The 24,102-nt window shown below is 39.5% G+C and carries 33 protein-coding genes; 29 read left to right on the top strand and 4 right to left on the bottom strand.

Annotated features, from left to right (window positions below):
• The 17 genes from E7A03_RS03535 to E7A03_RS03455 all read left to right on the top strand — a co-directional run bounded on the left by E7A03_RS03535 (position 1) and on the right by E7A03_RS03455 (position 11,951).
• Complete coding sequence (locus E7A03_RS03535; RefSeq protein WP_278622130.1) at positions 1 to 237, top strand: hypothetical protein; 237 nt, start codon at positions 1 to 3, stop codon at positions 235 to 237.
• Entirely contained in the window at positions 237 to 590 is a 354-nt protein-coding gene (locus E7A03_RS03530; protein ID WP_077708647.1) for a hypothetical protein, read from the top strand. Before E7A03_RS03535 ends, E7A03_RS03530 begins: the two co-directional genes overlap by 1 nt.
• A complete protein-coding gene (locus E7A03_RS03525) occupies positions 578 to 1,111 on the top strand; it encodes a hypothetical protein (protein WP_287509476.1) in 534 nt (177 codons plus the stop codon). The genes E7A03_RS03530 and E7A03_RS03525 overlap by 13 nt, the downstream gene beginning before the upstream one ends.
• A complete protein-coding gene (locus E7A03_RS03520) occupies positions 1,111 to 1,590 on the top strand; it encodes a hypothetical protein (RefSeq protein WP_287509474.1) in 480 nt (159 codons plus the stop codon). The genes E7A03_RS03525 and E7A03_RS03520 overlap by 1 nt, the downstream gene beginning before the upstream one ends.
• A gap of 9 nt (positions 1,591 to 1,599) precedes the next feature.
• Complete coding sequence (locus E7A03_RS03515; protein ID WP_077708155.1) at positions 1,600 to 1,827, top strand: hypothetical protein; 228 nt, start codon at positions 1,600 to 1,602, stop codon at positions 1,825 to 1,827.
• Positions 1,828 to 3,267 carry a phage tail sheath family protein gene (locus E7A03_RS03510; RefSeq protein WP_077708156.1) on the top strand — a complete coding sequence of 480 codons (1,440 nt, stop codon included), beginning with the start codon at positions 1,828 to 1,830 and terminating at the stop codon, positions 3,265 to 3,267. It begins immediately after the preceding gene.
• Positions 3,268 to 3,283: 16 nt separating this feature from the next.
• Positions 3,284 to 3,817 (top strand): phage major tail tube protein, encoded by a 534-nt coding sequence (locus E7A03_RS03505; protein ID WP_038125816.1) that lies wholly within the window; start codon positions 3,284 to 3,286, stop codon positions 3,815 to 3,817.
• 22 nt (positions 3,818 to 3,839) lie between these two features.
• Entirely contained in the window at positions 3,840 to 4,136 is a 297-nt protein-coding gene (locus E7A03_RS03500; RefSeq protein ID WP_077708157.1) for a hypothetical protein, read from the top strand.
• 169 nt (positions 4,137 to 4,305) lie between these two features.
• Positions 4,306 to 6,645: a phage tail tape measure protein gene (locus E7A03_RS03495; protein WP_287509471.1), complete on the top strand. Its 2,340-nt coding sequence runs from the start codon at positions 4,306 to 4,308 to the stop codon at positions 6,643 to 6,645.
• The gene (locus tag E7A03_RS03490; protein ID WP_060924349.1) at positions 6,638 to 6,841 is read left to right on the top strand and encodes a tail protein X; all 204 of its coding nucleotides are present in this window, start codon (positions 6,638 to 6,640) and stop codon (positions 6,839 to 6,841) included. The genes E7A03_RS03495 and E7A03_RS03490 overlap by 8 nt, the downstream gene beginning before the upstream one ends.
• Positions 6,842 to 6,844: 3 nt before the next feature.
• On the top strand, positions 6,845 to 8,005 hold the full coding sequence (locus E7A03_RS03485) for a phage late control D family protein (protein WP_077708159.1): 1,161 nt from the start codon (positions 6,845 to 6,847) through the stop codon (positions 8,003 to 8,005).
• Positions 7,995 to 8,459: a baseplate assembly protein gene (locus tag E7A03_RS03480; RefSeq protein WP_077708160.1), complete on the top strand. Its 465-nt coding sequence runs from the start codon at positions 7,995 to 7,997 to the stop codon at positions 8,457 to 8,459. The genes E7A03_RS03485 and E7A03_RS03480 overlap by 11 nt, the downstream gene beginning before the upstream one ends.
• 9 nt (positions 8,460 to 8,468) lie before the next feature.
• On the top strand, positions 8,469 to 8,945 hold the full coding sequence (locus E7A03_RS03475) for a phage tail protein (RefSeq protein WP_077708161.1): 477 nt from the start codon (positions 8,469 to 8,471) through the stop codon (positions 8,943 to 8,945).
• Between the two features lie 2 nt (positions 8,946 to 8,947).
• The gene (locus E7A03_RS03470) at positions 8,948 to 9,259 is read left to right on the top strand and encodes a GPW/gp25 family protein (RefSeq protein WP_077708162.1); all 312 of its coding nucleotides are present in this window, start codon (positions 8,948 to 8,950) and stop codon (positions 9,257 to 9,259) included.
• On the top strand, positions 9,256 to 10,377 hold the full coding sequence (locus E7A03_RS03465; RefSeq protein ID WP_077708163.1) for a baseplate assembly protein: 1,122 nt from the start codon (positions 9,256 to 9,258) through the stop codon (positions 10,375 to 10,377). The genes E7A03_RS03470 and E7A03_RS03465 overlap by 4 nt, the downstream gene beginning before the upstream one ends.
• Entirely contained in the window at positions 10,374 to 11,033 is a 660-nt protein-coding gene (locus E7A03_RS03460) for a phage tail protein I (protein WP_287509465.1), read from the top strand. Before E7A03_RS03465 ends, E7A03_RS03460 begins: the two co-directional genes overlap by 4 nt.
• Before the next feature lie 9 nt (positions 11,034 to 11,042).
• Complete coding sequence (locus E7A03_RS03455; RefSeq protein ID WP_316073693.1) at positions 11,043 to 11,951, top strand: hypothetical protein; 909 nt, start codon at positions 11,043 to 11,045, stop codon at positions 11,949 to 11,951.
• 46 nt (positions 11,952 to 11,997) lie between these two features.
• Here the strand turns inward: E7A03_RS03455 and E7A03_RS03450 are convergent, their stop codons facing one another.
• Both E7A03_RS03450 and E7A03_RS03445 read right to left on the bottom strand, forming a co-directional pair.
• Entirely contained in the window at positions 11,998 to 12,216 is a 219-nt protein-coding gene (locus tag E7A03_RS03450) for a gp53-like domain-containing protein (RefSeq protein WP_316073691.1), read from the bottom strand.
• Between the two features lie 14 nt (positions 12,217 to 12,230).
• Positions 12,231 to 13,082, bottom strand: a complete 852-nt coding sequence (locus E7A03_RS03445) for a tyrosine-type recombinase/integrase (RefSeq protein ID WP_287509463.1) — start codon at positions 13,080 to 13,082, stop codon at positions 12,231 to 12,233.
• Positions 13,083 to 13,108: 26 nt separating this feature from the next.
• Here E7A03_RS03445 and E7A03_RS03440 point away from each other — a divergent pair, with 26 nt between their 5' ends.
• From E7A03_RS03440 to E7A03_RS03410, 7 genes are all read left to right on the top strand, one after another.
• The gene (locus E7A03_RS03440) at positions 13,109 to 13,498 is read left to right on the top strand and encodes a hypothetical protein (RefSeq protein ID WP_077708167.1); all 390 of its coding nucleotides are present in this window, start codon (positions 13,109 to 13,111) and stop codon (positions 13,496 to 13,498) included.
• 1 nt (position 13,499) lies between these two features.
• Entirely contained in the window at positions 13,500 to 13,640 is a 141-nt protein-coding gene (locus E7A03_RS03435) for a hypothetical protein (protein WP_174892239.1), read from the top strand.
• A gap of 16 nt (positions 13,641 to 13,656) precedes the next feature.
• Positions 13,657 to 14,208, top strand: coding sequence for a hypothetical protein (locus tag E7A03_RS03430; RefSeq protein WP_077708168.1), 552 nt, complete (start codon positions 13,657 to 13,659; stop codon positions 14,206 to 14,208).
• Positions 14,201 to 14,593, top strand: a complete 393-nt coding sequence (locus tag E7A03_RS03425) for a hypothetical protein (protein WP_278470796.1) — start codon at positions 14,201 to 14,203, stop codon at positions 14,591 to 14,593. Before E7A03_RS03430 ends, E7A03_RS03425 begins: the two co-directional genes overlap by 8 nt.
• Positions 14,594 to 15,169, top strand: a complete 576-nt coding sequence (locus tag E7A03_RS03420; protein ID WP_077708170.1) for an N-acetylmuramoyl-L-alanine amidase — start codon at positions 14,594 to 14,596, stop codon at positions 15,167 to 15,169.
• Positions 15,170 to 15,185: 16 nt separating this feature from the next.
• Positions 15,186 to 15,710, top strand: a complete 525-nt coding sequence (locus E7A03_RS03415) for a hypothetical protein (protein WP_287509462.1) — start codon at positions 15,186 to 15,188, stop codon at positions 15,708 to 15,710.
• A gap of 746 nt (positions 15,711 to 16,456) precedes the next feature.
• On the top strand, positions 16,457 to 17,098 hold the full coding sequence (locus tag E7A03_RS03410) for a DUF4178 domain-containing protein (RefSeq protein ID WP_004693691.1): 642 nt from the start codon (positions 16,457 to 16,459) through the stop codon (positions 17,096 to 17,098).
• Positions 17,099 to 17,207: 109 nt separating this feature from the next.
• On the opposite strand, the gene pgtP is transcribed toward E7A03_RS03410, so the two are convergent.
• Positions 17,208 to 18,581 (bottom strand): phosphoglycerate transporter PgtP, encoded by a 1,374-nt coding sequence (pgtP, locus tag E7A03_RS03405; protein WP_316073686.1) that lies wholly within the window; start codon positions 18,579 to 18,581, stop codon positions 17,208 to 17,210.
• 211 nt (positions 18,582 to 18,792) lie between these two features.
• Here pgtP and E7A03_RS03400 point away from each other — a divergent pair, with 211 nt between their 5' ends.
• Positions 18,793 to 19,005: a hypothetical protein gene (locus E7A03_RS03400; protein WP_101928963.1), complete on the top strand. Its 213-nt coding sequence runs from the start codon at positions 18,793 to 18,795 to the stop codon at positions 19,003 to 19,005.
• A gap of 65 nt (positions 19,006 to 19,070) precedes the next feature.
• Positions 19,071 to 20,156, top strand: coding sequence for a hypothetical protein (locus tag E7A03_RS03395; protein ID WP_101928964.1), 1,086 nt, complete (start codon positions 19,071 to 19,073; stop codon positions 20,154 to 20,156).
• A gap of 84 nt (positions 20,157 to 20,240) precedes the next feature.
• Here E7A03_RS03395 and E7A03_RS03390 read toward each other — a convergent pair whose 3' ends face one another.
• The gene (locus E7A03_RS03390) at positions 20,241 to 21,032 is read right to left on the bottom strand and encodes a carbon-nitrogen family hydrolase (protein ID WP_012863950.1); all 792 of its coding nucleotides are present in this window, start codon (positions 21,030 to 21,032) and stop codon (positions 20,241 to 20,243) included.
• A gap of 303 nt (positions 21,033 to 21,335) precedes the next feature.
• Between E7A03_RS03390 and E7A03_RS03385 the strand changes: the two genes are divergently transcribed.
• Genes E7A03_RS03385 through E7A03_RS03375 form a run of 3 tightly spaced genes read left to right on the top strand, consistent with a single transcriptional unit; the run spans position 21,336 to position 24,042 of the window.
• Positions 21,336 to 22,139 (top strand): polysaccharide deacetylase family protein, encoded by an 804-nt coding sequence (locus E7A03_RS03385; RefSeq protein ID WP_101928965.1) that lies wholly within the window; start codon positions 21,336 to 21,338, stop codon positions 22,137 to 22,139.
• Positions 22,140 to 22,150: 11 nt separating this feature from the next.
• Entirely contained in the window at positions 22,151 to 23,089 is a 939-nt protein-coding gene (locus E7A03_RS03380) for a phosphodiester glycosidase family protein (RefSeq protein ID WP_004693677.1), read from the top strand.
• Positions 23,090 to 23,097: 8 nt separating this feature from the next.
• On the top strand, positions 23,098 to 24,042 hold the full coding sequence (locus E7A03_RS03375) for a hypothetical protein (protein WP_101928966.1): 945 nt from the start codon (positions 23,098 to 23,100) through the stop codon (positions 24,040 to 24,042).
• Positions 24,043 to 24,102 lie beyond the last annotated feature (60 nt).

The following is a 24,102-nucleotide window of genomic DNA, read 5'->3' as shown; positions in this document are numbered from 1 at the left end:
ATGAAAATCAGAGTATTAAAGGGTTATTTAGCACATGAAGGCGAGATGTATGGCAAAGGCGAAGTAGTCGACATCAAAAAGAAAACGGTTGCGTTGTCCTTGCTTGAATCTGATAAGTTTGAATCTGCTGAAGATGATCCTATCGAAGTACCGGAACCATTGGAAGTCGTTCCAGATGAACCAGAAGAAGAAATGGAATTACCTGAAGTTGATGCGGAAGTTACGGTGAAAAAATAATGCGATTTAGAGATTACCTAGAAAGCGATATTGACGATGTATTCCTTAATGAAGACGAATTCGCCGAAGGGCATAATCTAAATGGCACAGTAGCTAAAGCGATTATCCAATCGCCAACGGCGAGGGAGTCATTCTTGTCGAATGGCTCTCACGTATCAAATGACGGATTACACGGGGTGTCTGTATTTGTGCATTGCAAATTAAAGGACATCCCTGAAATTCCATCACAGGGAAACGTATTCCGATTAGATGATGATGTGTACATCGTTCAAAGTGCAACGGAAGAAGATGGGCTCGTGTCTATCGAACTTAGAGCAGAAGCTAGAGGCGGTGTTGACGGATGGTTGAGCTAGAACTTGATAAAAGTGCAGTGAAAACAATTGAAAAAGCACTGGAAACATTAAAAGAAGATAGAGTTCGACGTGTTTGCCAAGCCGCATCTAAGCGTGCTGCAACAACCGCAAGAAAAGCAGGTACGCAAGCACTATGTAATATCTACGCCATTAAAGGTGTATCGGTCGTAAAGTCTGGTGTATCTATTAATAAATTGAATAATGGCACAGAAATGCGTATCAAAGGTGGTTATACTAGCGCTCAAAAGTACTTTAAGATTAAATCGCTTAAACGAAAAGGTGTGTTTGTGTCTATTAAAAAAGGTACAGAAACAAAGGTACCAAATGGCTTTGTTAGTGCATCTGGTATATTCATGAAACGCCAAGGCAAGGACCGATACCCATTAAAAGGGATATATGGACCAGCCTTACCGCAAATGTTTGGTAATGAAACTGTTATGAATGCCATGCAAAAAGAAGGCATGGAAATGTATGAAAAGCGCCTATATCACGAATTAGAGCGTGCGTTAGGAGGTAACTAATGACACCATTAGATGTATCAGACGGCATTGCCGCCTATCTCATGGATGAGTTGCGCAAGCTAAATGAAACAAGTGATGTTGCCACGAGCCCTATTCGAGTATGGAGCGGGTTCTTACCAAGGGTGGATAAGAATGAAGATAAGCGCAAGTTATGTCCAGCCGTAGTAGTGCATCCGTATTCTGTTAGTGATGCGGATAGTTCGACGGTAGGTATTACTGTATTGGTAACTACTTATGACGAGGCCTTAACAAAAGGTCATGTCGGACTATATCACCTCTTAGAGGTAGTGCGTGAGCGGTTACTATCTGATAATCCAGTAGCACTTAAATATGAAATTAAGGAGAATACCGTTAATACAACAATTCCTGATGATCAACCATACCCTCAATGGGTTGGATATCTTGAATTTGAAGTGTACATTCCAGTTATTCGTAGAAATCTTAACAAGATATTTACGGATAATAAAGTAATTGAATAGGAGACAACGATGAACCCTGTTGTATATGTTGGGCCTTCGTTCCGCAGTAGCCGGTTAAATCAATTCATGGTATTTAGCGACGGTGCACCACTGCCGGAAGCGGAAGACCCTATTTTTATGCATTTATTCGTGCCTCTGGACGAACTCAACCAAGCAATGATTGATGTGAGAACACAAGGCACACAATTAAATGTATTCTATGTTAACGCATTGAAGAATTATAAAGGAGTGAAGTAAATGGCCTTTTATCATGGCGTCAAAACAAGTGAGCAAGCTACCTCTGTAATTGCTCCTGTCCAAACTACTGCCGGGCTTCCAATTGTGTTCGGTACTGCACCTGTACACCTTACAGAAGACCCTAGCGCAGTAATTAATAAGCCAATCATCTGTTATAGCTGGGAAGAAGCTGTTCAACAACTTGGCTATTCTGAAGATTGGACACATTTCACATTGTGTGAAGCAATGTACGCACAATTCAAATTGTATGGCGTAGCTCCAATCGTATTTGTTAACGTATTGGATCCTGCTAAACATAAGAAATCCACTACAACAACTGCTACATTGACAGAAAAGAAATGCATTGTAAAAGCTGCAGTATTGCTTAACACATTGCAAGTATCTAGTGGCGGTCAAACAGGTGTGGCCAACACAGATTACACGGCGGCATTTGATGACAAAAATCAATTAATCATCTCTGTTATCAAAGGTGGTAAGTTCGATTCCGCAAGTACATTGGACCTCACATACGATGAACTCGATGTAGAAAACTTCGATTATAAAAACGTAATCGGCGGTGTAGATAGTAATGAAAAAGCAACAGGCTTTGAATTGATTGATACAATCTATCATCATTTCGGTATTGTACCTGGTCTTATTGCTGCACCTGGATTCTCTCAACATCCTACAGTCGCTTCCGTGATGAAAGCAAAATCTCGTGTTATCAATAATTTGTTTGGTGCGACTACTTTAGTTGATATCGATACTACACAAGTTGTTAAATATACAGATGCCTACGAATGGAAGAAAGGTAACAGTTATACAGGTGAATCTGAAGTTGTATGTTGGCCGATGGTTCGCAATGGCGATTATATGTTCCATATGTCTACGCACATCATGGGCATTATTGGCAAATGTGATGCATCCAATAGCGATATTCCTACGTTATCCCCTTCCAATAAGTCTATGAATATAACAGGCTTGTGCTTAGCTAATGGTAAGGAAGTAATGCTTACGCATTCGCAAGCAAACTTATTGAACTCTCAAGGTATTATGACGGCCGTTAATATCAATGGTTGGGTATCTTGGGGTAACTATACAGGTGCATATCCTGGCACAACTGATGTTAAGGATACATTCATTTGTGTACGCCGGTTCAATGATTGGGATGACCAAACATTCATCTTAACCTATTGGCAAAAAGTGGATATGCCTATCTTGCCTCGTAATATCAAGACAATTCTTGATAGTGAAACAATCCGTCTTAACGGTCTTACTTCTCGTGGCTTTATCTTGGGCGGTCGTATTGAATTCAAAGAAGCAGAAAACCCTACAACAGATTTGTTGAATGGTATTATTCGCTTCCATAAATACCGTACACCTCCAATTCCAGCGCAAGAAATTGAAAGCATTTCTGAATACGATGTTTCTTATTTCAAAACGCTATTTCAAACAGTATAGAAAGGGGTAATTAATCATGGCATCTATCAATCAAGTGCCGGAAGTACTTAATGACTTCCGTGTATACGAAGAAGGCTCTGACAACTGTTTAGGTGTTGCCAAAGTGGAATTACCTAGTGAATCTGTAATGACTCAAACTGTAAAAGGTGTGGGCATTGCAGGTGAAGTAGAAGCGCCAGTTATTGGACACTACTCCTCTATGGAAACAAAACTTACTTGGAACACTCCAACAGAAACTACACACCGCCTTACAGGTGGTCGTGGCGTACGCTTAGAAGTACGTGGTGCTATCCAATGTTGGGATAGTGGCAAAGATAAATATGTAATCGTGCCTACACGTGCTGTTATTCGTGGCCGTGCTAAATCTAAAGAAAATGGCACATATGAATCTGGCAATACTATCGATGCAACGAACACAATCGAAACTACATACTTGAAACTCGAACAAGATGGCAAGGTAGTTCGTGAAATCGATAAATACGCCTATAAAGATTCTATTTCTGATGGCACCGACTTCCTTGGCGATGTTCGTGCTGCACTCGGTATTTAGTCTGTAGAAAGGACGATCACTAATGAGTAAACATAACACTATGAACGAAACACATGAACAAACAGGTATTGAATTAGTAAAAGCTGGTCATTCCTTACAATTTGAAGGCATCAGCGGGTACACATTAATTAAATGCGAAAAGTCCGCTAAGGGTGAAGATAAAACTATTACAGTTCCGGCATTATCCATGACGTATCAAGCACATGTAGCAGCTGCTGTATGCGGATGTAAAGTGGATGATATTTATAGTCTCCCGGCTGCCGATTTCACTAGAGTGTGCTTAGAGGTACAGAATTTTTTGCTCAATTCCGAAAAATAACAGACCTAGAACGGTATTTTACTGAGTGTGCAATTACGTGTAGTAAATACACTAGCACACCGATGGACTACTTCATTAGAGAGCTAGACGTGGATGAGTTCATAGTCCACGTTCGGCTCATTAGTGATAGTATCGAGCGCGAGAATAAAACAATGAAAGGGAGAAAATAATGGCCAATAAAGTCTTAGAAATGGCGATTGCCATTAAAGGTAAACTCGATGGCGGGTTATCTTCCTCCGTATCAAAAGCATCTCAGGAACTCAATAAATTATCTAATGTAATCAAAGATCAACAGGCGCAATATAGAAAACTACAAGCTATATCGCAAAAGACTGGTAATGTTAGCGATAGGAACGCAGCAATTGCAGCTGAGCAAAAGCTGAATTCTATGTTACAACGGCAAGCCCGGTTACGGTCTAATATCGCAAGTCAGACGGCGCATCAAAATGCAATCAGTAAAATGGGTGGTGCAAGTCCTTTAGCAGGTGCTGCATCAGCTGCGCAAGGTGCTAGTGCTGCGGTAAGTGGTATTACAGGAAAGCTTGCAAGTTTCGCTATGGTTGCCGCCGGTGGGTTTGGTATTGGTGCCATTATAGATAATGTAGTAAATGCTGGCGAAGCACTTTATCAATTGTCTAATAAATTACATATGACAACCGCTGAAACGGCACAATTTAAGAAGATTATGACATTAAGTGGTGTTGATGTAGAAGCGGCCGCAAAGTCTTTCGCTAAAATGGATAAGACTTTGGCTGGTGGCGGTAAAAGTGCTGAAGCTTTGCAAGGATATCTCAGTCAATTTGGTGTATCCTTAACCGATGCCAATGGCAAGTTATTGCCTATGAATCAACAGTTGGATGCAATGGCTAAAGGTTACCAAAATGCGGTAGCACAAGGCCGGGGACAAGAATTCATGCTTGAAACGCTAGGTGCAAAAGGCATGGAGCTTACTAAAGTATTTGAGAACTATGCAGATGCACAAGCGGCCGCATCACAAATCAAAGGCGTCGGAATAGATCCTAAATCACTCCATGAAATATGGCTACAAATGAACATCTTGAAAGCGGAAGCTACGCAAGTTGCATTAGGGTTGGCACAAGCCTTTATACCGATTGCTCAGCAAATATTACCGGCACTAATACCGGTATTGCAAGCTGTTGTAACCTTCATGAAGGATAATAAGGAAGCTATTGCCGCCGTAGTCACTAATGGATTGAAATTAGCCTTACTGTATGGTACGGCTACAAAACTAGCATCAGGTATTACTACAATTACCACGGCATTTAAAGGTGTAGAAACGGCAACGGGTGCATTTAAAGCAGCGGGTGCATTAATAGGTGGTCCATGGGTAATCGCTATCATGGCGATTATTGCGGTGATATACCTATTAGTAACTAATTGGGATACTATCTGTGCCACGTTAACATCTGTTTGGGATAGTGTATGTTCTGGATTGAGTTCAATATGGGATAGCGTATGTTCTGCTTTAAGTTCCGCATGGAGCGCCATTATATCCGGTATTATGGCTGTAATTAATGGGTTCTTATCATTAGGCCTTAGCGCATTTAATGCATTGAAAGTGGCAATAATTGCTTATGTAAATCTATGGTTAAACCTACCAACATATATTGGTATGGCCGTAGGATTCATAATAGGCATTATTTTGCGATTGCCAGAGATTGCGGTACAAGTTGGTACTGCTGTTATATCTGCCGTTGTATCGTTCGCGACAGAGTGTTATAACTTCGCAGTAACTACTTTTAGTGCTATGGTCGATGATATTTATAACTTTTTAATCAATTTGCCTATGTACATGATCACTTTAGGCGCTGAATTCGTAGCGGCAGTTATCTCGTTTGCTTCTGAAGCGTATGCTACGGCTACCTCTTGGATTAGTAATTTAGTTAATGGTGTTATTGATTTCCTTGTAAAATTACCTAGTGCCTGCGCCGAAGCCGGAGTGGCGTTTGTAGCGGCTGCAGAGCAATGGGCGAGTGATGCCTATAATGCTGTGTTAAACTGGATAAGTCAAATTCCGAGTGCTGTATCTAATGCAATCGCAGGAGCATGGGAGAGTATTAAGGCTCAATTTAGTGGCGGTTTCACAGTTGGTGTTTCCGCAGCTGGAGAGGTTGGTAAGAGAGCAAACGGCGGTGTTATTACATCCCCAGAATTATCATGGATAGGGGAAGCTGGTTATCCAGAAGTTGTAGTTCCTATTGATGGTAGTGCTAATGCTATGAATTTATGGCAAACGGCCGGACGAATGTTAGGTGTGAGTGGTGCGCAGTCAGCTGTAGTGCCTACTGTATCATTAGCACCTAGCGTACCTGTGACATCCTCATCTAGTAATAGTGGGGCGCCTGTACAGATTACATTTGCACCAGTTATTAATGCTGGTAATGGTTCAACTGATGATATTATGTCGGCATTGGACGCTAAAATGCGTGAATTTGAACAAATGATGCGTAGCTATACCGCCGGACAACGGAGGTTAAGTTATGACTAGTTATACAACAATACAAGGGGATATGTGGGATTTAATCGCTTATAAGGTGTATGGCAACGAACGATACATTAATCTATTGTTAGAAGCAAACCAAAAACATCGTAATACGGCGATATTTTCCGCTGGTGTTGTGTTAACATGCCCAGATGTTCCTGCTGATTCCTTGCCTGAATTCTTACCACCATGGAGGCGATAGTATATGAGCTTACAAAAGAGCCTAGCTAAGGTCCAGAAATGGAAGAAAGATTTAACGCCACAAACGAAGTTAGCACGGCGGGCATGGTGTACGATTGGTTACCAACATTGGGGGAGTAAGGAGTCAAAGGACATCACCGACGATATTAGTAAATACCTTCTTGATGTAACTTTCACAGATAACCTTTCAGGAACTGTAGATGACGTGGCTATCTCACTAGAAGATAGGGGCCGTCTATGGGTCGGCGATTGGTACCCTGTGAAAGGGTCATTACTAGAAGTGGCAATTAATACCGTAGCATGGGAGAAATTAGGGGATGAACAATTTACGTTGCCAATCGGCAAATTTGAAATTGATGAATTCGAGGGCAGTAGCCTTCCTGATGTAGTTAAAATCAAAGGTGTCGCTATTATCGGTAGTACTGACTTGCGGGAGAAAAAGAAAGACAAATCGTGGAAAACTACAACGCTTAAAGCGATTGCTACCGAGAAAGCAAAAGATAATAAATTAAAGCTAGTATGGGATGCGGATTTTGACCCACCGTTAAAAGATGCATCACAAAGTGCTGAATCAGACCTCGCATTCTTGCAGAAACTATGCAATGATGCGGGGTTTTCTCTTAAGGTATCCACTGAACAGTTGATTATATTCGATGATTACAAATACGAAAACGTGAAGCCTAAAGTTATAATTCGTAGACCAGGTGGCCAATATCAACCTGTACAGACGAAGGAAGGCGAGCAACCGCCTTTGATTATTACTAGAGCCTTATCTTATTCGTACAAAAGTAAAACTCGTGAAGTATATCGAGCATGCCATGTGAAATATACAGATAAGGATAAGAAATCCGTTATCGAGGATACATTCGAAGATCCTGACCGTAAGGGTCACACGTACCTTGCTGTATTAGAGGTTAATGAACAGGTTAAAGATAAGGCTGAGGCAAAGAGATTGGCTAAAAAGAAGCTAAGAGAAGCCAATAAAGAAGCCGATACAATGTCTTTTAGTTTTCCTGGCAATCCTCTTATTATGGCATCGGTTACGGTTAATCTCGAAGGATTTGGGGTGTTCGATGGTAATTATTTAATTACTAAAGCAACGCATACATTAGGGGCCAATTATTCAACGTCGATTGATGTAAGGAGGTGTTTAAATGGCTACTGACATATTATCCACATTAGTGGATATGATATTTATTGGAAATGTTTCAAGTACAATTCCTGAAGAAGGTAAAGCCGTTGTTACACGCCTAGATAGAGAAGGTGTTGTAACGGCGCCATTATCTGTCATTAATCGAGGTGCAGCACATGATAAGGACTATTGGATGCCGGCTATTGATGACCAGGTATTGTGCATTATGTTGCCTAATCGGTCCGGACGTGGGTTTTCCGATGGATTCATTATTGGCACATTCTTTAGTAGTGCGGATCCGACTCCAGGCGGTGCGGATAATGGTAAACGTGTGCTTACTGTTCCTGGAGATATGACTCTTAATGTTGGAGGTACTTTATCAATTAATTCAAGCGGTGGGGATGTAGTGGTCAATGGTATTTCCTTAGTTCATCATGTGCATGGCGGTGTAGTGTCTGGTGGTTCTACAACATCAGGACCAGAATAGGAGGTATAGATGTATATCGGTTATTTGGCGGATATAGTATTTTATACCGCATTAGATAATGTTCTTACTGTATCGGATGTAACGCGTTCAGGTAGTGCTCGATGGGAAAAGCACAATTTGATGTTAGAAAAGCCTGTCAAACAATTTAGCGGACCTGATGTGGAACAAATTACATGTAAGATTCTTATTTCTGCATCACTTGGACAATCTCCAGATAGTACTGTTAAGAAATTGCGAAATTATCGCGATATGGGGGCTGTATTACCGTTTATTATCGGTGGTAAACCTGTTAGTCAAAACTACTTTGTCATCATGTCTATGAGCGAGGATAGCTTATTCACGGATGCATACGGTAAGACTCAATCTATTGAGGTTTCTCTAACTCTTGAGGAATATTCGGATAATAATACAGTAGAAGAAAAGTCCATGCTAAATCAATATGGTCAGAAGTTCAATAAAGTTAATACGATATTGAGGAGGTTCTAGCCATGTCAGCAACGTATGAAATTAAACCAGTAACTGACAATAGGATATCGCTAGCACCTGAAAGTGAAGTCGCTGAGATTTTGCAGAATGTGCAAACGATTATTTCTACTGTTCGTGGTAGCGTGCCACTAGATAGGGAGTTTGGTATTGATGGTCGCATTATTGATATGCCTATCCATCAGGCGCAAGCTCATCTATCTAACGACATATTCCAACAAATTAAACGGTATGAACCACGTGCCAAAATTAGTGATATATCATTTACCGCCACACAAAATGGGGCGTTGATTCCGAAAGTGATGGTGACTGTATGAGATTATCTGATTTACCTAATGTTGAGTTTTTTAACACAGATAAAGAACACGTTCAACAGAAGGTATTTGATATTTACACAACAATAACAGGGCGAACCTTGGGAGAGGGCGATCCTGTTACTTTATTTTTAAATGTAATTTCGGAAATTATTATCCGATTATTGAACGATGCAAATTATGCAGCTAAACAAAATCTATTAGCCTATGCAGAAGGCGATAACTTGGACCATGTTGGAGCTGTTCCTGCTGCTGTTGAGCGATTAAAGGCAACGAAAGCGACTACAACAATTCAAGCAACATTGTCAGCAGTGCGCACGAACTCTGTCATTATTCCAAAGTGGACTAGAATATCAACTGGAAGTGGCGAATATTTTGCTACTGTTGAGGATTTGGTTATTCTACCAGGTCAACTTAATGGATCCGTAAAAGCAGAAGCACAAATTGCCGGGGCGCGAGGCAATGGGTTTAAGCCGGGCGAGATAAGTACAATTATTGATCCTATAGCTTATGTGGATACGATGCGTAATATAACTCTATCTGAAGGTGGTTCTGATACAGAGGACGACGAATCGTATCGCGAACGTATTCATGAGGCTCCAGAATCGTTCTCTGTGGCAGGCCCTGAAGGGGCGTATGAGTATTTTACAAAGTCCGCGTCGCACCTTGTGGCAGATGTAGGCGTATCTTCTCCACGTCCAGGTGAGGTTAATATTTATCCCTTATTAGCAGGAGGTGGACTTCCTGGGCAAGAATTGCTCACGACTATTACGGATTATTTATCTGATAAGAAACGTAGGCCTCTGACTGATAAGCTAACTGTATTAGCACCTACTACTACGCAATATAACATCGACGCTAAGTATTACATTGAAAAAGGCGCCGATGCAACGGTGGTAAAAGCTAAGGCAGATAAAGCAGTTAATGACTATGTTATATGGCAAAAGTCAAAATTGGGCCGTGATATAGTACCCAGTCGATTGGTTCAAATGCTCATGGATGTATCCGGAATTAAACGCGTTGAAGTAACGGCACCTATATTTACCCCGATTGCAGAACAAAGCGGCGTGGCAGTAGCCAATACAATCGCTGTAGCGCTCGCAGGAAGTGAGGAAGAATGATACTTGATAGCAAGTATACTAGTGCGGAGCATCTTCCGTCCTCAATCGATAGGGAACCAGTTAAGTCCCTTGCTAAAACGTGGGATGATATGCTGGCCGAATTTATGAATACGAATACTCTGCTATTATGGTCGTCTATTGATACTGAACCAGAGAGTGTAATTGATCATTTAGCGTATCAATTACACGTGGATGACTATGATAGTGGGTTACCGATAGAGACTAAACGTGAAATGGTGAAGAACTCAATTGATATTCACCGCCATAAGGGCACGCCGTATGCTGTTGAAAAGGCCGTACAGACTATATATTCTGATTCAAAAACCGAAGAATGGTTTGAATATGGCGGGAAACCGTACTATTTCAAGGTTACGCTAATCACAGCCCCATTAAGAGGCGAAACAGATATAGCTAAGCTTGTACGTGCTATTAATGCGGCTAAAAATGTACGGTCCTGGCTAGATGGTATTGAATTCATTCGACGAATTAACTTCAATAAGTATTTTGCCGGATGGTGCGGTGTATCTAGGAAAGTGAATATCAAGTGTGATTTCACGAATGCATGGCGCATTAATTTGAATACCCATGTAACGTCTTACACCGTTGAATCTAAGAAAACGAAGATTAATGTAGCGCTAGATAATAGCGTTAGATAGGAGGAATATATGGCAGAATGGTCAAATGCAACCATGACTGATGTTGGCGCGAATTTGCAAGCGAAGGTGAATGCAGGCAAAACTAAGCTGACATTCACTAAAATCAAAGTAGGTAGTGGTGTTAATTCAACGAATCCATTGGCATTAACTGATGTAATCTCCTCTAAGTGGGAAACTACTAATTTTGTAGTTAAGCTAGAAGGTAAAATTGTAAGTGTTGATACAGTTATAACTAATACTGGTATACATGAAGCTTTCCGAATGTCTGAAATTGGGTTATTTGCACAAGATCCTGATAAAGGCGAAATATTGTATGCATACCTTACGGACCCTGAACCGGACAGAATGCCGGCAGAAAGTGGATCGGTAGTTGTATCTCAAGAATTAACAATCGGAATGGTATTTAGTAATACAGGAAATGTATCGCTAACTGTTAATATGGGTGCGTTGGTAACACGTGAGCAGTTAACAGAAGCAGTTAAACAACATAACACAGATATTTCATCTCATCCAGCGATTACAGCTATGATTGCCAAAATCCTCGGTGCAACTAACTGGCAAGAAAATCCAGTTGCTACATTGAAGGATATAAAAAATCTTATCGGGCAAGGTGCTATCGTGGCATCTAAACTCGATGCCAATGCTGGTTTCGTAAAATTTGCGAATGGTTTCACTATCCAGTGGGGATTAACTTGGTTTGATTCCAATAAATACTATAAAGATATTTCGCTGCCGATTAGCAGCACTGTACTAATTGCCTTAGCCACTGATGACTCTGTTAGTGTTGCTACTTCTGGATCAGAATGTTTTATTACTTGGAACAGTGGGTTTTCTCAAGCTAATAGAAACACCATCCGATTCTTAACCAACAGAGTGGACACAGGTAGTTTTGTTTGGATGGTCGTAGGGAAGGCTTAATATCCAAAGGTGTCGGTGATCAGATTATGTTCATTATCCTAGGAAATTAGATTATTCCTAGTGCGAACCAGTAATAAGAAGCAGCATATCTATCACTTGCCGAAAATACGGCCTTAGTTGCGTTGCTCTCTGACACGGAGTTAGCGAAATACCTAGGCGTGTCAGAGCCTGACCAGTACGCATCTATAGCGTTCGCCATGAATAAAGTTGTAAATTTGATAGGAAATCGTACCTCTGTCTTAGTTACGTTATCTTGACCACCCACTCCCCACTGGGGAGTTATTTTAATAATTCTATGGCTTTTCGTAGCTCACGAATAGTCTTATGTGTGTATACCCTGGTGGTAATATCGCCTTGTTTGTGGCCTAGTAAAGAACGTAATGTGTTGGGCGGTGCTACCGAGTCAAGTAAACTTGCAAATGTATGACGAGTATCGTGGATAGTATGCTTACAATTTAACTGTTTCATAATATCCTTGAAATTCTTATGGAATGTTGTGTAACTGATGGTGAATAGATATGCTTCGGTGCTGGTGTATACTTGCTCTATTAGTGGCATGATGCGGTGATGTATAGGAATGATACGGCCTTCACCGGCTTTCGTTTTAGCGTGTCTTACGATGAGGTATGACGATCGCCTATGGATGTCTTGCTTACGTAAATTAAGAAGCTCACCTATGCGGAGACCGGTGTATAGCAGTATTAAAATCATATGAGAGTAAGAAGTATCTACTTCCCATAATTTGTTAATTTGTTGGCGAGTGAATACTCTTCTCCTAATCGTTGGTATATTAGGGCCTAAGGTTAAGTGTATGACGTAATTAGTGATAGGGTAATCCTTGATGATTGCGTAATTAAATAATTGATTAAGTAACGTGCGGACTTTCTTACATGATGAGTAGGAAAGTCCTTTTACGTGCATGGAATTAATCACATTCTGAAGGTGCTGAAAATGAATATCCGTGATAGGCATATCCGCTATGTTGGATATGTGTTTAAAAGCAATATGGTAAGACTTAACGACACTCTTAGTAATAGCTTGTGAGTGAATAGGCAACCACTCGTTAAATAGTTGCCTTAATGTAATGGTATTGCGTTGTCTACGTTTTAGTATAACGGCGTAACGGCGCATAATTTCACCTCCGAAAGGATGCTACTATGAATCAATATGTATTTATTTTAAATGACAAAGGGGAGCGTATTACATCCCTGTGTGATAACACGTTGAGCCGTGATGATATTATGGCGCAAGCTGAACACGATTATCCAAATGCACAATATGTGTATTCTGCAGATGGTGACAGTATGCTAGATGAATTTATGAGCGGTAAATTGTATGTAAACGGAAAATTTATTGAGCCTGATCCGTATGTTCCTACAAAGGAAGATAAGATTAACGCTATAAAAGCTGAATATGAACCCCGCTTCAAAACGCTAGAAGAAGCGCAACGTAGATTGCTACTTATGGGAAAACCTACTAATGCAATTAGCACTCAATATATCAAGTTGAATAACGAAATGGTCGCACGAATTAAGGAGGTGCAATAATATGCCTAAATATATCGGTGATAGCAAAGTTCCTGTTATGGAATTCTGTGAGTACTGCTGGGAAGTACTCAACGATGACGGTACATGTCCAACAGAAGGATGCGTGCACAATGATTTAATGGCTTTAGATGAAGAATCATAAGGGCATGGGGGAGTGAATGGATATTCTTAATGATATTTTAATCATGCTCATCAGTGGTATATCGCATGAACATATAGTCAGTATGGGGGTAGTGATTATTTTAACCACTACATTGTTATTTGTGGACACAATACAGCGGATTGCTGCAGAAGTGTTGCGGTATAACAAAGATAATCACAGGCCTAATAATCCTATTACACTACTAACAACATTGACCTGGTATGGATGGGGAAAAGGTAGGTATATCGATGAAACTACCGGTGAACGGCGTAGATATTTAATGAGTGAGCGCCTTAGAGGTGATCTATTAAAGAAACTATGCATACAATATCCGGCATGGATGATACTATCCATTGTATTTATTTCATTACCTGATATCCCAATACCAAACACCAATCTATTCTTAGACCATATATTCTCTTATGCATTTATGCTGATACCATTCTTCGCTGAGTGTTGGTCTATTATTGAAAACCTACGTGAAATGGTTGAAGATGACCTAATTGATATAGGAAAAATATTTCAATATACGATTGAAATCATAAAGGCATGGAGGGGTAATGGATAAGCTAGCGATTATTAACCGCATTAAGCGGTCATATAAGTCCATTCGAATAGCTGGCATACGGCCAACAGGTGTATTAGCAACGAGGGCATTGGTCCTCGTCATGCTAGTACCGATGATATTAGTCGTTGCCCAGTATGTGCTATCGACGATTAAGGGGTATGTATCCCCTGAAGCGAATCAGCTTATCGATAAGGGTATTCTTATAATTGACCATATATTCGTACCATCAGTGCTTATGACCATTGTTGGATTGTGTGGCATGTTCATCGATAAGAACCATAACGGGATTCCAGATAAGCTTGAGGAACCAAATACATTGCCTATGAACAGACCTGGCATACAACAATTAGAGGATGATATTAACCATGACGAGAGGGGGAAATAAATGTTTAGACAAATTACAATGGACGAGTTAAAAGACCTAGCGCTAGATGCCTATGGCCAAATTGAAAAGGCGTACTATCATTGGACAGGGGTAAAAGGTGGTAAGCACTTCACAGATTACCATATCAACATCGACCGAGCAGGTACAATGTGGACCGATATAGAGGCCTTAACCGATTATAAGGAACACACCTATATGCGCAATAGTAACGCTGTAGGCATTGCCATTGAAGCGTGTTGGGATGCAGTCAGTGAAAATAACCTAGGTAGTGAACCACCAACAAAAGAACAGTTGGCCACTATGACACAAATTATGGCGGTGCTTACTATTAATGCAGGTGTGCCACTTGACCTACAACATCAGATGACGCACGCCGAAGCAGCAGATAATCGGGACGGATTGGACCTCTATTATTTAGATCCGACGGGCTATCCAAATAATACGTACGGCCCAGACTCCAACGTTGACCGATGGGACCTCTTGGTGTGCCATGAGGGCGACGAACGATGGAGTGGTGGTGACTGGTTACGTGGCACCGCTCGATGGTGGGGTGCTCAGTGGGGTAGTACAATTTAGGAAGGAGTTACCATGTATGAAACTATCAAGAACAAAGTTATATCTGCGTTTACTCTTAAGCGTGTTATTTGTGGTGTGCTTAGCATTATTTCCATCTATTTCGCATGCAGCCTCATCGGAGGGTACCTCGACACAAGAGCCGACTATCAGCGTACCCGTGAGCAGTTGGAACGAACTCAAAGGGCGCTTGATGAAAGCAGAAAACTCAATCAACAACTCCGAGAAAGCATTGCAGCAAGCCAACAGCTTAACCGCAACGCAGGGAACAGCATTAACAGAATTGAAGATTATCAACGAAGAACGGACGAAGGAATTGAACGCGCTCAAAGCAATCAACGAGAAACAGGGGCAAGAATTAACGAAAGCCTCCAATCTCTTGACAACGCAAGAAGCGAAATTGAACGAAGCCTCGACCTCATTAGAAGAATTGACAGAACAAATCAAACGCAACAAACGAACCGAACAGCGCCTTAAACGGCAACGTGACACATGGGCCGTGGTAAGCGGTGTATTTGGATTGGCAGGTGCAATTCGTCGATGACTGAGAGGTGATCCATACATCTCCTGAGCATGAGCAGGTGGACTCATGGATTGACTATATAAAAGACCTTACCAGGATATAACTTGGTAAGGTCTTTTTTTTATATTTAATTTATTGCATACAATCTAAAAATATGGTGTAATTAGGGTAATAATAGGAGGTGGGAGTAATGCTGAAAATTCTTAATTGTAATCCACATTTTATGAGGGACCCAGTGCCCGTGTCGAACTATGCTGAAGCGTGGGACGTAATATGTTCCATGCAAAGGGAATTAGGTCAAGGGATACTTGCTGTTGACAGAGAGGCTTGGGAAGTTTTGGGATTAGCTGAGCATTTCCCTGAATTTGTTTGGAAAGAAAATGTAAAGGCGGTATACATTAATAGTGATAAATCGTTACTGATTCCTGCCCCAAGGAGATATTGTAGATCTAATGTTTTGAAGCTTATCAAATTCTTTGGACTCCACTATTCTATCCGAGAAATATAAATGTATATATGACATCATTTTGACATCATGTATTTATAAGTTTTGTGTGTGAACTTTAAATGCCACGCCATCTTGAGGGGGTGGTGAGCTAACGCTCGTGCGGGTTCAAGTCCCGCCAACCGCACCAGCGCAAAAGGACTTACAGTTTTCTGTAGGTCCTTTTTTTATACCCGTATTGGCATACTTTCATATTATGTGTACAATCATAGTAATTAGTAATATACATTTATGTGTGTAGTTTTCAGTATGAGAGAAGATTATGGTTTTTAATTATGGTGAGACGTTGCGTATTCGAAGGGATCTATATACGATTTTAGGCAAGATACGCTATATTGACACTCATGGAAAAATTGGGTATGAGTATAAGTTAGTTAAACATAAGAATAATGCAGAGTTTTGGCTCAGTTGGGATAAGAAGCGAGATGCGTACCAGTTTTCCAAGTTGTGTGGAAAAGCACTACCAGCCGATATGAAACTCGTAGATAGCGGTTATGAGATGGTAACGGGCACTTGGGGTGAGGTAGACGTAGGTACTACTGATACTGCTAAATATAAAGAGTATGAAAATGCTGATGGTACTGCTACGTTTTCTGTTCAAGAGTGGGCTTTTGAAACGGAATATTCAAAAGGCTTTTACATTAATAAAGAATACGTATCTGTCGAAAAGGATTCAGAGGTAACCGAGTCTATTCTAGATAAAATGGATACGATTAAGAAGCTAAAGTTCATAGGACCAATCGGTTGGATTTTGGGGAACTTACTACTTTATATGCCAATCTTTGATATAAAAATATTGAATGATGTACGGGATGTACTTACATGGCCTTATATAGTAGCTGGGAGTATAGTCCTTGGTATCATTGTGGTTTGTGCTTTCATTATTTCCAGAACTATGCGTTGATGAAAACACATCGGTTATATAGGAGTCCCTTTCGTGGGGTAAATAAAAGGTCGTAACATGTATTAATACATATTACGACCTTTTTACTATAGGATTTATTTGTTAGGGGTTAGCTATTAGCTTCAGCTGGTTGAAGTTGTTCAAGTTCAGCTTCTTTAGCATCTAATTCTTTGGCGCCAAAATGAGCCAATACACAGAATGTTATACAAAGAACACATGCTACTAATAAAAGATAAAAACCTGCATTCCAACCAAATTTATCTGCTAAAACACCAAATAGTGTTGTACCTAAGTTTGCACCAACAATGTAACTCATGAATCCACGAAGACCAACAGCAGAACCTACTGCAAATGGTGGTACAATATCCATAGTTTGTACTGAAGCTAAGAATTGAGGAATGTAGATTAAACAACCTACAATAGCAGCGAAGAAAGTAACCCATAAGAGAGACTCGCTTTGCCAATAACCAAATATACAGAAGAAGATAATGCTTATAGCAATGATTGCAGGTGGCATGCGATAACCTTTAAAGAATTTATCGGAAATATAACCAGCAAAAATAGTAGAAGGAATAGCCGCCCATTCAAAGAATAAAAAAGCAACAGACATTTCTGCTTTGGAGAAACCTTTTACTTGTAATAAATAAATTGGAAGCCAAGTAAGCATACCAAAGCGAATCATGTAAACGAAGGTATCAACTAATGATACATACCAAGCGTTTTTATTTTTCAATACGTATTTTACAAAGATTTCTCTTGTGCTCATATGCGGTGCTTCAGAACTTCTGTGCGCTTTATGAGCTGTGTCGGCAATGATTTCACTTGTTGGCGGTAAGCCTTCACGTTCAGGGCTTTCTTTGATTAAGAAAGAAATGGCAATTGCTATGATAACTGCAATAAGCGCTGGTACACCATAACTCCCTAATTGCCAGTGATCTGTAGTAGTGAAATATAATGAGGCGGCTACGATTGGTGCTACGATACCACCACCGAGATTGTGTGAAATATTCCAGATAGCTCCATAACGGCCACGTTCCTGTTTTGGGTACCATTTAGCTAAGGTGATAAAGGATGGTCCTACACCAAATCCTTGGAAAAAGCCATTTAGTACTACTAAAACTAAGAAGAAGGCGAGACTATCGGCAAAGCTCATAAAGATATTGATAATTGCACAGCAAATGAGACCGAAAGCCATAAACTTGGCAGGACTTGCTTTGTCCGCAAGACTACTCATAAAGCCTTTACTTAAACCATAAGCGATAAGCATACCACTAGATAGCAAACCAATTTCTGTTTTGCTCATATGGAGGATATCTGATAAAAAGTGTGTTGATAAGGCAAAGTTATTACGAACAATATAGTACGCAGCATAACCTATAAAAATACCAATTAATGATTGCAATCTATATTTATAATATAGATTCATAATCATGCTATCTGGAACTGATGATTTTGCCTCTTTAGGTTGTAGAAATGAAAACATAGTTATTACCTTTCTTTCTTAATAGCTAAATCCTATTGCATTGTTAATACTACCATTTCTATAGAATTCATGTAAATGATTTATGAGATAAAAATATTAATTTACAATTTAAATTGCTTATTATTAGCTGAAAATGTGTATAGAAAATATTTGAATTATAGACAAGTACTTCTTAATATATTAGATTAAATATATTGGGAGGTTATTATCTATGAAATATTTACGCCGTGAACTTAATCAAGTAGAAAAAGAATATGTAAAACAATTTGGTGAAGATTCTTTAAATCGTGTCATCCTTCATGATCCTGATACAAAGGATAAACAAGATGTGCAAGATACTATTGATATTCTAAAAGAAGCAATTGCGAAAAATAAACCTCTAGAACAGGTTCCAGAGAATATGTGGAAGCTTATTGAGTTTTAATGTATATGACTAATTATATGAGATGTATAGCCAGTTTTTAATATAATTATTTGATGGAGACTTGAATGAATTTAAAAGGAATTGTACTAGTTGCGACAGCATTGTTTGCTAATATAGGAATAATAAATGCTGAGCAGATATCCATCTCATCTGTATCAACGCTATTAGGCGCAAAAACTACTCAACTTGATAGAGTACAACCTCAAGAAGTTATGCCTTATTTGGAAAGTAAAGTTACGGGTGAAACAGAATTATCTTATGCTGTTATGTCTGTTGCTAAAAAAACATTTAATGAACAAATGTTGCTAAATCGAGAGGTAGAATCACGTATGCACGCTCATATTGAGGAACATAATAGAACAATAAGAAGTGTGCCGCAACGAGACCTTATTAAAAATCCTTATACACGAGAAGAAATTGAAAAACAAATTGTAAAGGCCATTAATTTTAGAGAAAGCAGTAAGTACCCTGTTAATGACAAGGAATATTACAATCATATAGATATAAATAAAGTAAATGATTTGTCTGGTTTTCCAAAGAAAATACCTTCTTTTGCTAAGCAGGTTGATATTCATTTAAAGCCGCCTAAGGCGATTGAAGATGGTCGGTATATTCAAGTTTCTTTTACGGGTAAACCATCAGAACTAAAGCCCTATATTCAAGATGCAGAAAATCATGCTAAGGTTATTATTACTAAGGGTGAGGCTGAACGTGTTTCTATTAAACCGTACGAAGATGTTAAGATGAATTATAGAAAATACTTGTCTACTATATTGCCAGAAGAATGGATTGAAGTAACTAATATATTCAATAATATGTATCAATATAAAATGGCGCTAAGCAATGAGAATATTAAGCGAAAGGTTGATCGTGAGCTCTCTAACCAAATGAATAATCAAATGGTTTTGGACTTAGAGCAAGATATTAGTAAATTAAGTTCTGATAAAGTGTTGTCCAATGATGAAAATAAGACTTTACAGAAAAAATATTTAGGTTACTATTCGTATAAAGAAGTAAAGCGACCATTTAACGCAGAGTACACATTCTACATCTTTAAATTTGATTATTCATATAATATGTTTACTGTTGCAGGCATGGCCGTTAATCCAGAGCAAACTAGAGTCATTTATTTTCTTAATACAGTAGAGTAAAAATAAAAAGGCACATTGTTTTATGCGCAGACCATCTATAAATGAATTGTTTAAGATGGTAGTTAAAAACGATGTGCCTTTATTTTATAGCTTGTAGAGTTCAGGTTTGCGATCTCTAAAAATATTGATTTTATTGCGAATATCCTCTACTACGGTGAGGTCGATATCTATAGATGAGATGCCCTCCCTAGTGTCCATTTCGAGTAGATTGGTGCCCCATGGGTCGTATACGGCGGAGTGACCAGTGCTTTGAACTCGACCTACTGTACCACAGCCGTTGACAGCACATAAGAAGAGTTGGTTTTCAATGGCGCGCACTTCGTTTAATACTTGCCAGTGGCGTAAACGCATAGTAGGCCATTGAGCAGGTACAAATAATAACTCTGTATTTGATAATGCAGCCATTCTCACGAGCTCAGGAAAGCGAATATCGTAACAGATAACCGTACTACAAGGAATACCATCCAATTCGAAATGAGTGGTATGTGTACCGCTAGCAAAGTATTGGTCCTCTTTAGCAGGACTAAATCCGTGCATTTTGGAATACTCTCCTACGAGCGTGCCTTTACGGTTGTAAGCATAGGATGTATTAAATACTAAATCCTCTTTTGCTACGGCTACAGAACCGCCCACAATGTTTACATTGTGTTCTTTTGCGAATGTACTTAATAAAGCTTTTGTTCTTTCTCCATTTCTGTCAGAAATATTGATTAAATCCTTAGATGGATGAAATCCTGTATTCCATGTTTCGGGCAAGACGATAATGTCAGGACTTTCTGATAGGGCTTGTGAAAGTAATTCTTGGACGCGTGCATAATTGTATTCCACTTCGTTTACATGGACGTCCATTTGTATAAGGCTTAAGCGTTTTTTCATAAGAAATCCTTTGTCTATTGGATGAGCATAATTTTAGTAATGTGTATTATAATTAGAATATTAAAGCATTATTGAACGGATTACAATATAGCTCTAAATAATCGTAGAAGTTTTAAATGATTTTTGATACTGAAGATTTATATGAATTTAGGCTTTCCGGTGTTATAGGCATCCAGATGAAACTATGTATCCTAGATCCTGAAAATTGATTGATGAAGTACTAATAAAGCGTTACTTTTTACTATTCTTCATGGAAATGTTATAATATTCTGTATATAATTGTGTTCTAATAGAGGAGGACCTATGAAACGGATTCCGTTGGTAACACTGTTACTTTTGGTATTGGCAATGGTTGTGGCAGGTTGTGGCGTGCTTTCACAAAAAACAGAACCTACTAGTTCAGTACCGCCTGTAAAAGAAGTTAAGATGGTACATCCATCGGGCATTCCTGTCCTTATGTATCATAAAGTCGGCGACGACAAAGATAATGATGCGGTTATTCGGGAGGATTTATTCAGAGAACAAATGAAGTTCCTCAAGGATAACGGCTACAATCCATTGACGATGGAACAATTGTATGAATATGTTGTAAATGGTGCTGCAGTGCCTGAAAAACCAGTTGTTTTGACCTTTGATGATGGTTATGCAGATACATATTCTATTGTATATCCAATCATGAAAGAATATGGTTTCCCAGCGACTGTTTTTATTAATCCTGGCGATATTGGTACGCGTTTAACTTGGGATCAAGTGCGTGAAATGCATAAAAATGGTATCACTATTTCCAATCATGGTTTCCAACATATAGAAATGGGTCAATTGTCTGAAGCGAAACAAATTGAAAATATCACAAAGGCCCAAGAGGCACTTGCTAAAGAAGTAGGCATTAAGGATAATCCTTGGTTCTGCTATCCGTATGGAGATAAAAATGAATTCACCGATTCGGCATCTAAGAAAGCTGGTATCAAGATGGGCATGGCTATGAAGTCTGGCTGGGCTCATACGGGTGATAATCCATATAATATTTTGCGTGTTTGGGTAGGTAATGCGGTAGATATCAAGCATTTTGAAGAGCGCATTAGCACTGAACATTTCACTGATTTATAAGGAGAAATACATTGTTCAAAAAGAATTGGGTAAAGTTCATCATTATGGTGTTCTTATTTACCGTTGTCACATCACCCTTCGTGGTGCTCTTTGGACCATTTAATAATGTAAAGCGCGCCGTTATTGGTGCTATCTTACAATCTCGCCATCCTCATTACATTACGTGGTTGTTTAATGAAGACGAGTTACAATCTATTTTGGGGACTGTAGGGGTTGTTAAAAGCCAAGATTTGTTCAAGTTTAATGCTCGTGAAGATAAGACTTTAAATCTTGAAAAAATCCAGTCTGCTCGTTATGTAGGCTATATTTTAGAAATTCCTGATCCTCGTCGTATCCAAGTAGGTACAGCGGCTAATATTCAAGAAAAAGGCGATACTACAAGTAATATTGCAAAAATGAATAATGCTGTAGCAGCGATTAATGGCGGTGGTTTCCACGACCCTAATGGTACTGGTACAGGCCGTTTGCCATATGGTTTCATCTTGCATGACGGTGAGTACGTTATCGGTAAGGATGTAGGCCCTGATGAAGACGTAGACTTTGTAGGTTTCTCTAAATCTGGTAATCTTATCGCTGGTAACTATGATAAAACTCAGCTTAGTGATATGAAGGCCATGGAAGGTATTACCTTTGGTCCGCCTCTTATCGTTGATGGTAAGAAGATGATTACCGAAGGTGATGGTGGCTGGGGCGTAGGTCCTCGTACTGCTATCGGTCAAAAGAAAGATGGCACAGTGCTATTCCTTGTAATCGATGGTCGCCAACCAGGGTATTCTATTGGGGCTACCTTGCGTGACGTACAAGATATTCTATTTGAAAAAGGTTGCTACATTGCAGCAAATTTAGATGGCGGTTCTAGTTCAACTTTGTACCTAAATGGTAAAGTCGTAAATAAACCTGCCGATTTGTTAGGGGAACGCATGATCCCAACGGCGTTTATCGTGAAATAGGAGGGCAGATGAAACCTTTTACGCGTGTACTGAGCGCCTTTGCGGTAGGTATTCTTCTGCAAGGTGGGGTATACCTATACCTTGATCAATATATGTTTGCGCCGACTACAGAGTTTAACGTAGCAGGCGCATCAAAAGATGATACTAAAAACTTCCCTGATGTGAAGGAAGGCACTAAATATGTATCCTATGACCGTCAATTCATGGCCGTTGTTACAGAAAACTCTTTGAAAATTTACAAGGCTAATGAAAGTACCCCTACGAATATTGATTTGAAGGGGCGTTCGATTAGTTACTTCAACTGGATGCCAGACCGTAACTATGCTATCATGGGTTTATATGACTCCAGAGATGTTGTCATGGCTCGTCTTAATGCGGATGATCCAGAACATGAGGTTGATACGAAACTTGAAGACTTGCCTCGGGGCAGTAAAATCGTAGATGCTGCGTACTCTGAAGCGACGAATGTGGTTTATATGAAGGTAAAAGTTCAAGAACATACATATCGTATTTATCGTACCGATGCTAACTACGATACACGTCGTGTTTACATGCAAGCTACTGATATCGGTCATATCGGCGTATTCTACGATGAGGATAACTTCTTCTACGATAATGTGAGAACTGGGGATGTCTTCATGTTTAATGGCATTGAAGGTGGTTGGCGTGTTATCAACCCTGAAGGGCGCTTCCGCTTTATCGGTGTTGATATGGACAAAACTATCTATATCGCTCGTGTTGATGAGGATAATAATGCATTGACTGTTTACACTGGTAAACTAGGTGTAGGCTTCAATCCAGTTTACAAATACAACCACCCTACTACATTTAATGAGTTGACATTATCAGATGTAAAAAACATCATTAAGAATGGTAGTGAAGAAACTACTAAGGTAACAGAAGATACTACATCTTCTAAATCATCCAATAGTAGTAGTAAAAAGAAATCTTAAGAAAAAGCCTTTATAATGTTCTTTCATTATAAAGGCTTTATTCCTATAATAGTATGTACC

It is taken from the genome of Veillonella parvula, from assembly GCF_032472435.1.
GTDB classification, from domain to species: Bacteria; Bacillota; Negativicutes; order Veillonellales; family Veillonellaceae; genus Veillonella; species Veillonella parvula_N.
The sequence above is the reverse complement of the archived record's forward strand: the minus strand, read 5'-3'. Positions and strand labels throughout refer to the sequence as shown.

Excerpts from the sequence above, each read along its gene's own strand:
- E7A03_RS03535 (WP_278622130.1), top strand. The coding sequence starts at position 1 with ATGAAAATCAGAGTATTAAAGGGTTATTTAGCACATGAAGGCGAGATG.
- E7A03_RS03530 (WP_077708647.1), top strand. The coding sequence starts at position 237 with ATGCGATTTAGAGATTACCTAGAAAGCGATATTGACGATGTATTCCTT.
- E7A03_RS03525 (WP_287509476.1), top strand. The coding sequence starts at position 578 with ATGGTTGAGCTAGAACTTGATAAAAGTGCAGTGAAAACAATTGAAAAA.
- E7A03_RS03520 (WP_287509474.1), top strand. The coding sequence starts at position 1,111 with ATGACACCATTAGATGTATCAGACGGCATTGCCGCCTATCTCATGGAT.
- E7A03_RS03515 (WP_077708155.1), top strand. The coding sequence starts at position 1,600 with ATGAACCCTGTTGTATATGTTGGGCCTTCGTTCCGCAGTAGCCGGTTA.
- E7A03_RS03510 (WP_077708156.1), top strand. The coding sequence starts at position 1,828 with ATGGCCTTTTATCATGGCGTCAAAACAAGTGAGCAAGCTACCTCTGTA.
- E7A03_RS03505 (WP_038125816.1), top strand. The coding sequence starts at position 3,284 with ATGGCATCTATCAATCAAGTGCCGGAAGTACTTAATGACTTCCGTGTA.
- E7A03_RS03500 (WP_077708157.1), top strand. The coding sequence starts at position 3,840 with ATGAGTAAACATAACACTATGAACGAAACACATGAACAAACAGGTATT.
- E7A03_RS03495 (WP_287509471.1), top strand. The coding sequence starts at position 4,306 with ATGGCCAATAAAGTCTTAGAAATGGCGATTGCCATTAAAGGTAAACTC.
- E7A03_RS03490 (WP_060924349.1), top strand. The coding sequence starts at position 6,638 with ATGACTAGTTATACAACAATACAAGGGGATATGTGGGATTTAATCGCT.
- E7A03_RS03485 (WP_077708159.1), top strand. The coding sequence starts at position 6,845 with ATGAGCTTACAAAAGAGCCTAGCTAAGGTCCAGAAATGGAAGAAAGAT.
- E7A03_RS03480 (WP_077708160.1), top strand. The coding sequence starts at position 7,995 with ATGGCTACTGACATATTATCCACATTAGTGGATATGATATTTATTGGA.
- E7A03_RS03475 (WP_077708161.1), top strand. The coding sequence starts at position 8,469 with ATGTATATCGGTTATTTGGCGGATATAGTATTTTATACCGCATTAGAT.
- E7A03_RS03470 (WP_077708162.1), top strand. The coding sequence starts at position 8,948 with ATGTCAGCAACGTATGAAATTAAACCAGTAACTGACAATAGGATATCG.
- E7A03_RS03465 (WP_077708163.1), top strand. The coding sequence starts at position 9,256 with ATGAGATTATCTGATTTACCTAATGTTGAGTTTTTTAACACAGATAAA.
- E7A03_RS03460 (WP_287509465.1), top strand. The coding sequence starts at position 10,374 with ATGATACTTGATAGCAAGTATACTAGTGCGGAGCATCTTCCGTCCTCA.
- E7A03_RS03455 (WP_316073693.1), top strand. The coding sequence starts at position 11,043 with ATGGCAGAATGGTCAAATGCAACCATGACTGATGTTGGCGCGAATTTG.
- E7A03_RS03445 (WP_287509463.1), bottom strand. The coding sequence starts at position 13,082 with ATGCGCCGTTACGCCGTTATACTAAAACGTAGACAACGCAATACCATT.
- E7A03_RS03440 (WP_077708167.1), top strand. The coding sequence starts at position 13,109 with ATGAATCAATATGTATTTATTTTAAATGACAAAGGGGAGCGTATTACA.
- E7A03_RS03435 (WP_174892239.1), top strand. The coding sequence starts at position 13,500 with ATGCCTAAATATATCGGTGATAGCAAAGTTCCTGTTATGGAATTCTGT.
- E7A03_RS03430 (WP_077708168.1), top strand. The coding sequence starts at position 13,657 with ATGGATATTCTTAATGATATTTTAATCATGCTCATCAGTGGTATATCG.
- E7A03_RS03425 (WP_278470796.1), top strand. The coding sequence starts at position 14,201 with ATGGATAAGCTAGCGATTATTAACCGCATTAAGCGGTCATATAAGTCC.
- E7A03_RS03420 (WP_077708170.1), top strand. The coding sequence starts at position 14,594 with ATGTTTAGACAAATTACAATGGACGAGTTAAAAGACCTAGCGCTAGAT.
- E7A03_RS03415 (WP_287509462.1), top strand. The coding sequence starts at position 15,186 with ATGAAACTATCAAGAACAAAGTTATATCTGCGTTTACTCTTAAGCGTG.
- E7A03_RS03410 (WP_004693691.1), top strand. The coding sequence starts at position 16,457 with ATGGTTTTTAATTATGGTGAGACGTTGCGTATTCGAAGGGATCTATAT.
- pgtP (WP_316073686.1), bottom strand. The coding sequence starts at position 18,581 with ATGTTTTCATTTCTACAACCTAAAGAGGCAAAATCATCAGTTCCAGAT.
- E7A03_RS03400 (WP_101928963.1), top strand. The coding sequence starts at position 18,793 with ATGAAATATTTACGCCGTGAACTTAATCAAGTAGAAAAAGAATATGTA.
- E7A03_RS03395 (WP_101928964.1), top strand. The coding sequence starts at position 19,071 with ATGAATTTAAAAGGAATTGTACTAGTTGCGACAGCATTGTTTGCTAAT.
- E7A03_RS03390 (WP_012863950.1), bottom strand. The coding sequence starts at position 21,032 with ATGAAAAAACGCTTAAGCCTTATACAAATGGACGTCCATGTAAACGAA.
- E7A03_RS03385 (WP_101928965.1), top strand. The coding sequence starts at position 21,336 with ATGAAACGGATTCCGTTGGTAACACTGTTACTTTTGGTATTGGCAATG.
- E7A03_RS03375 (WP_101928966.1), top strand. The coding sequence starts at position 23,098 with ATGAAACCTTTTACGCGTGTACTGAGCGCCTTTGCGGTAGGTATTCTT.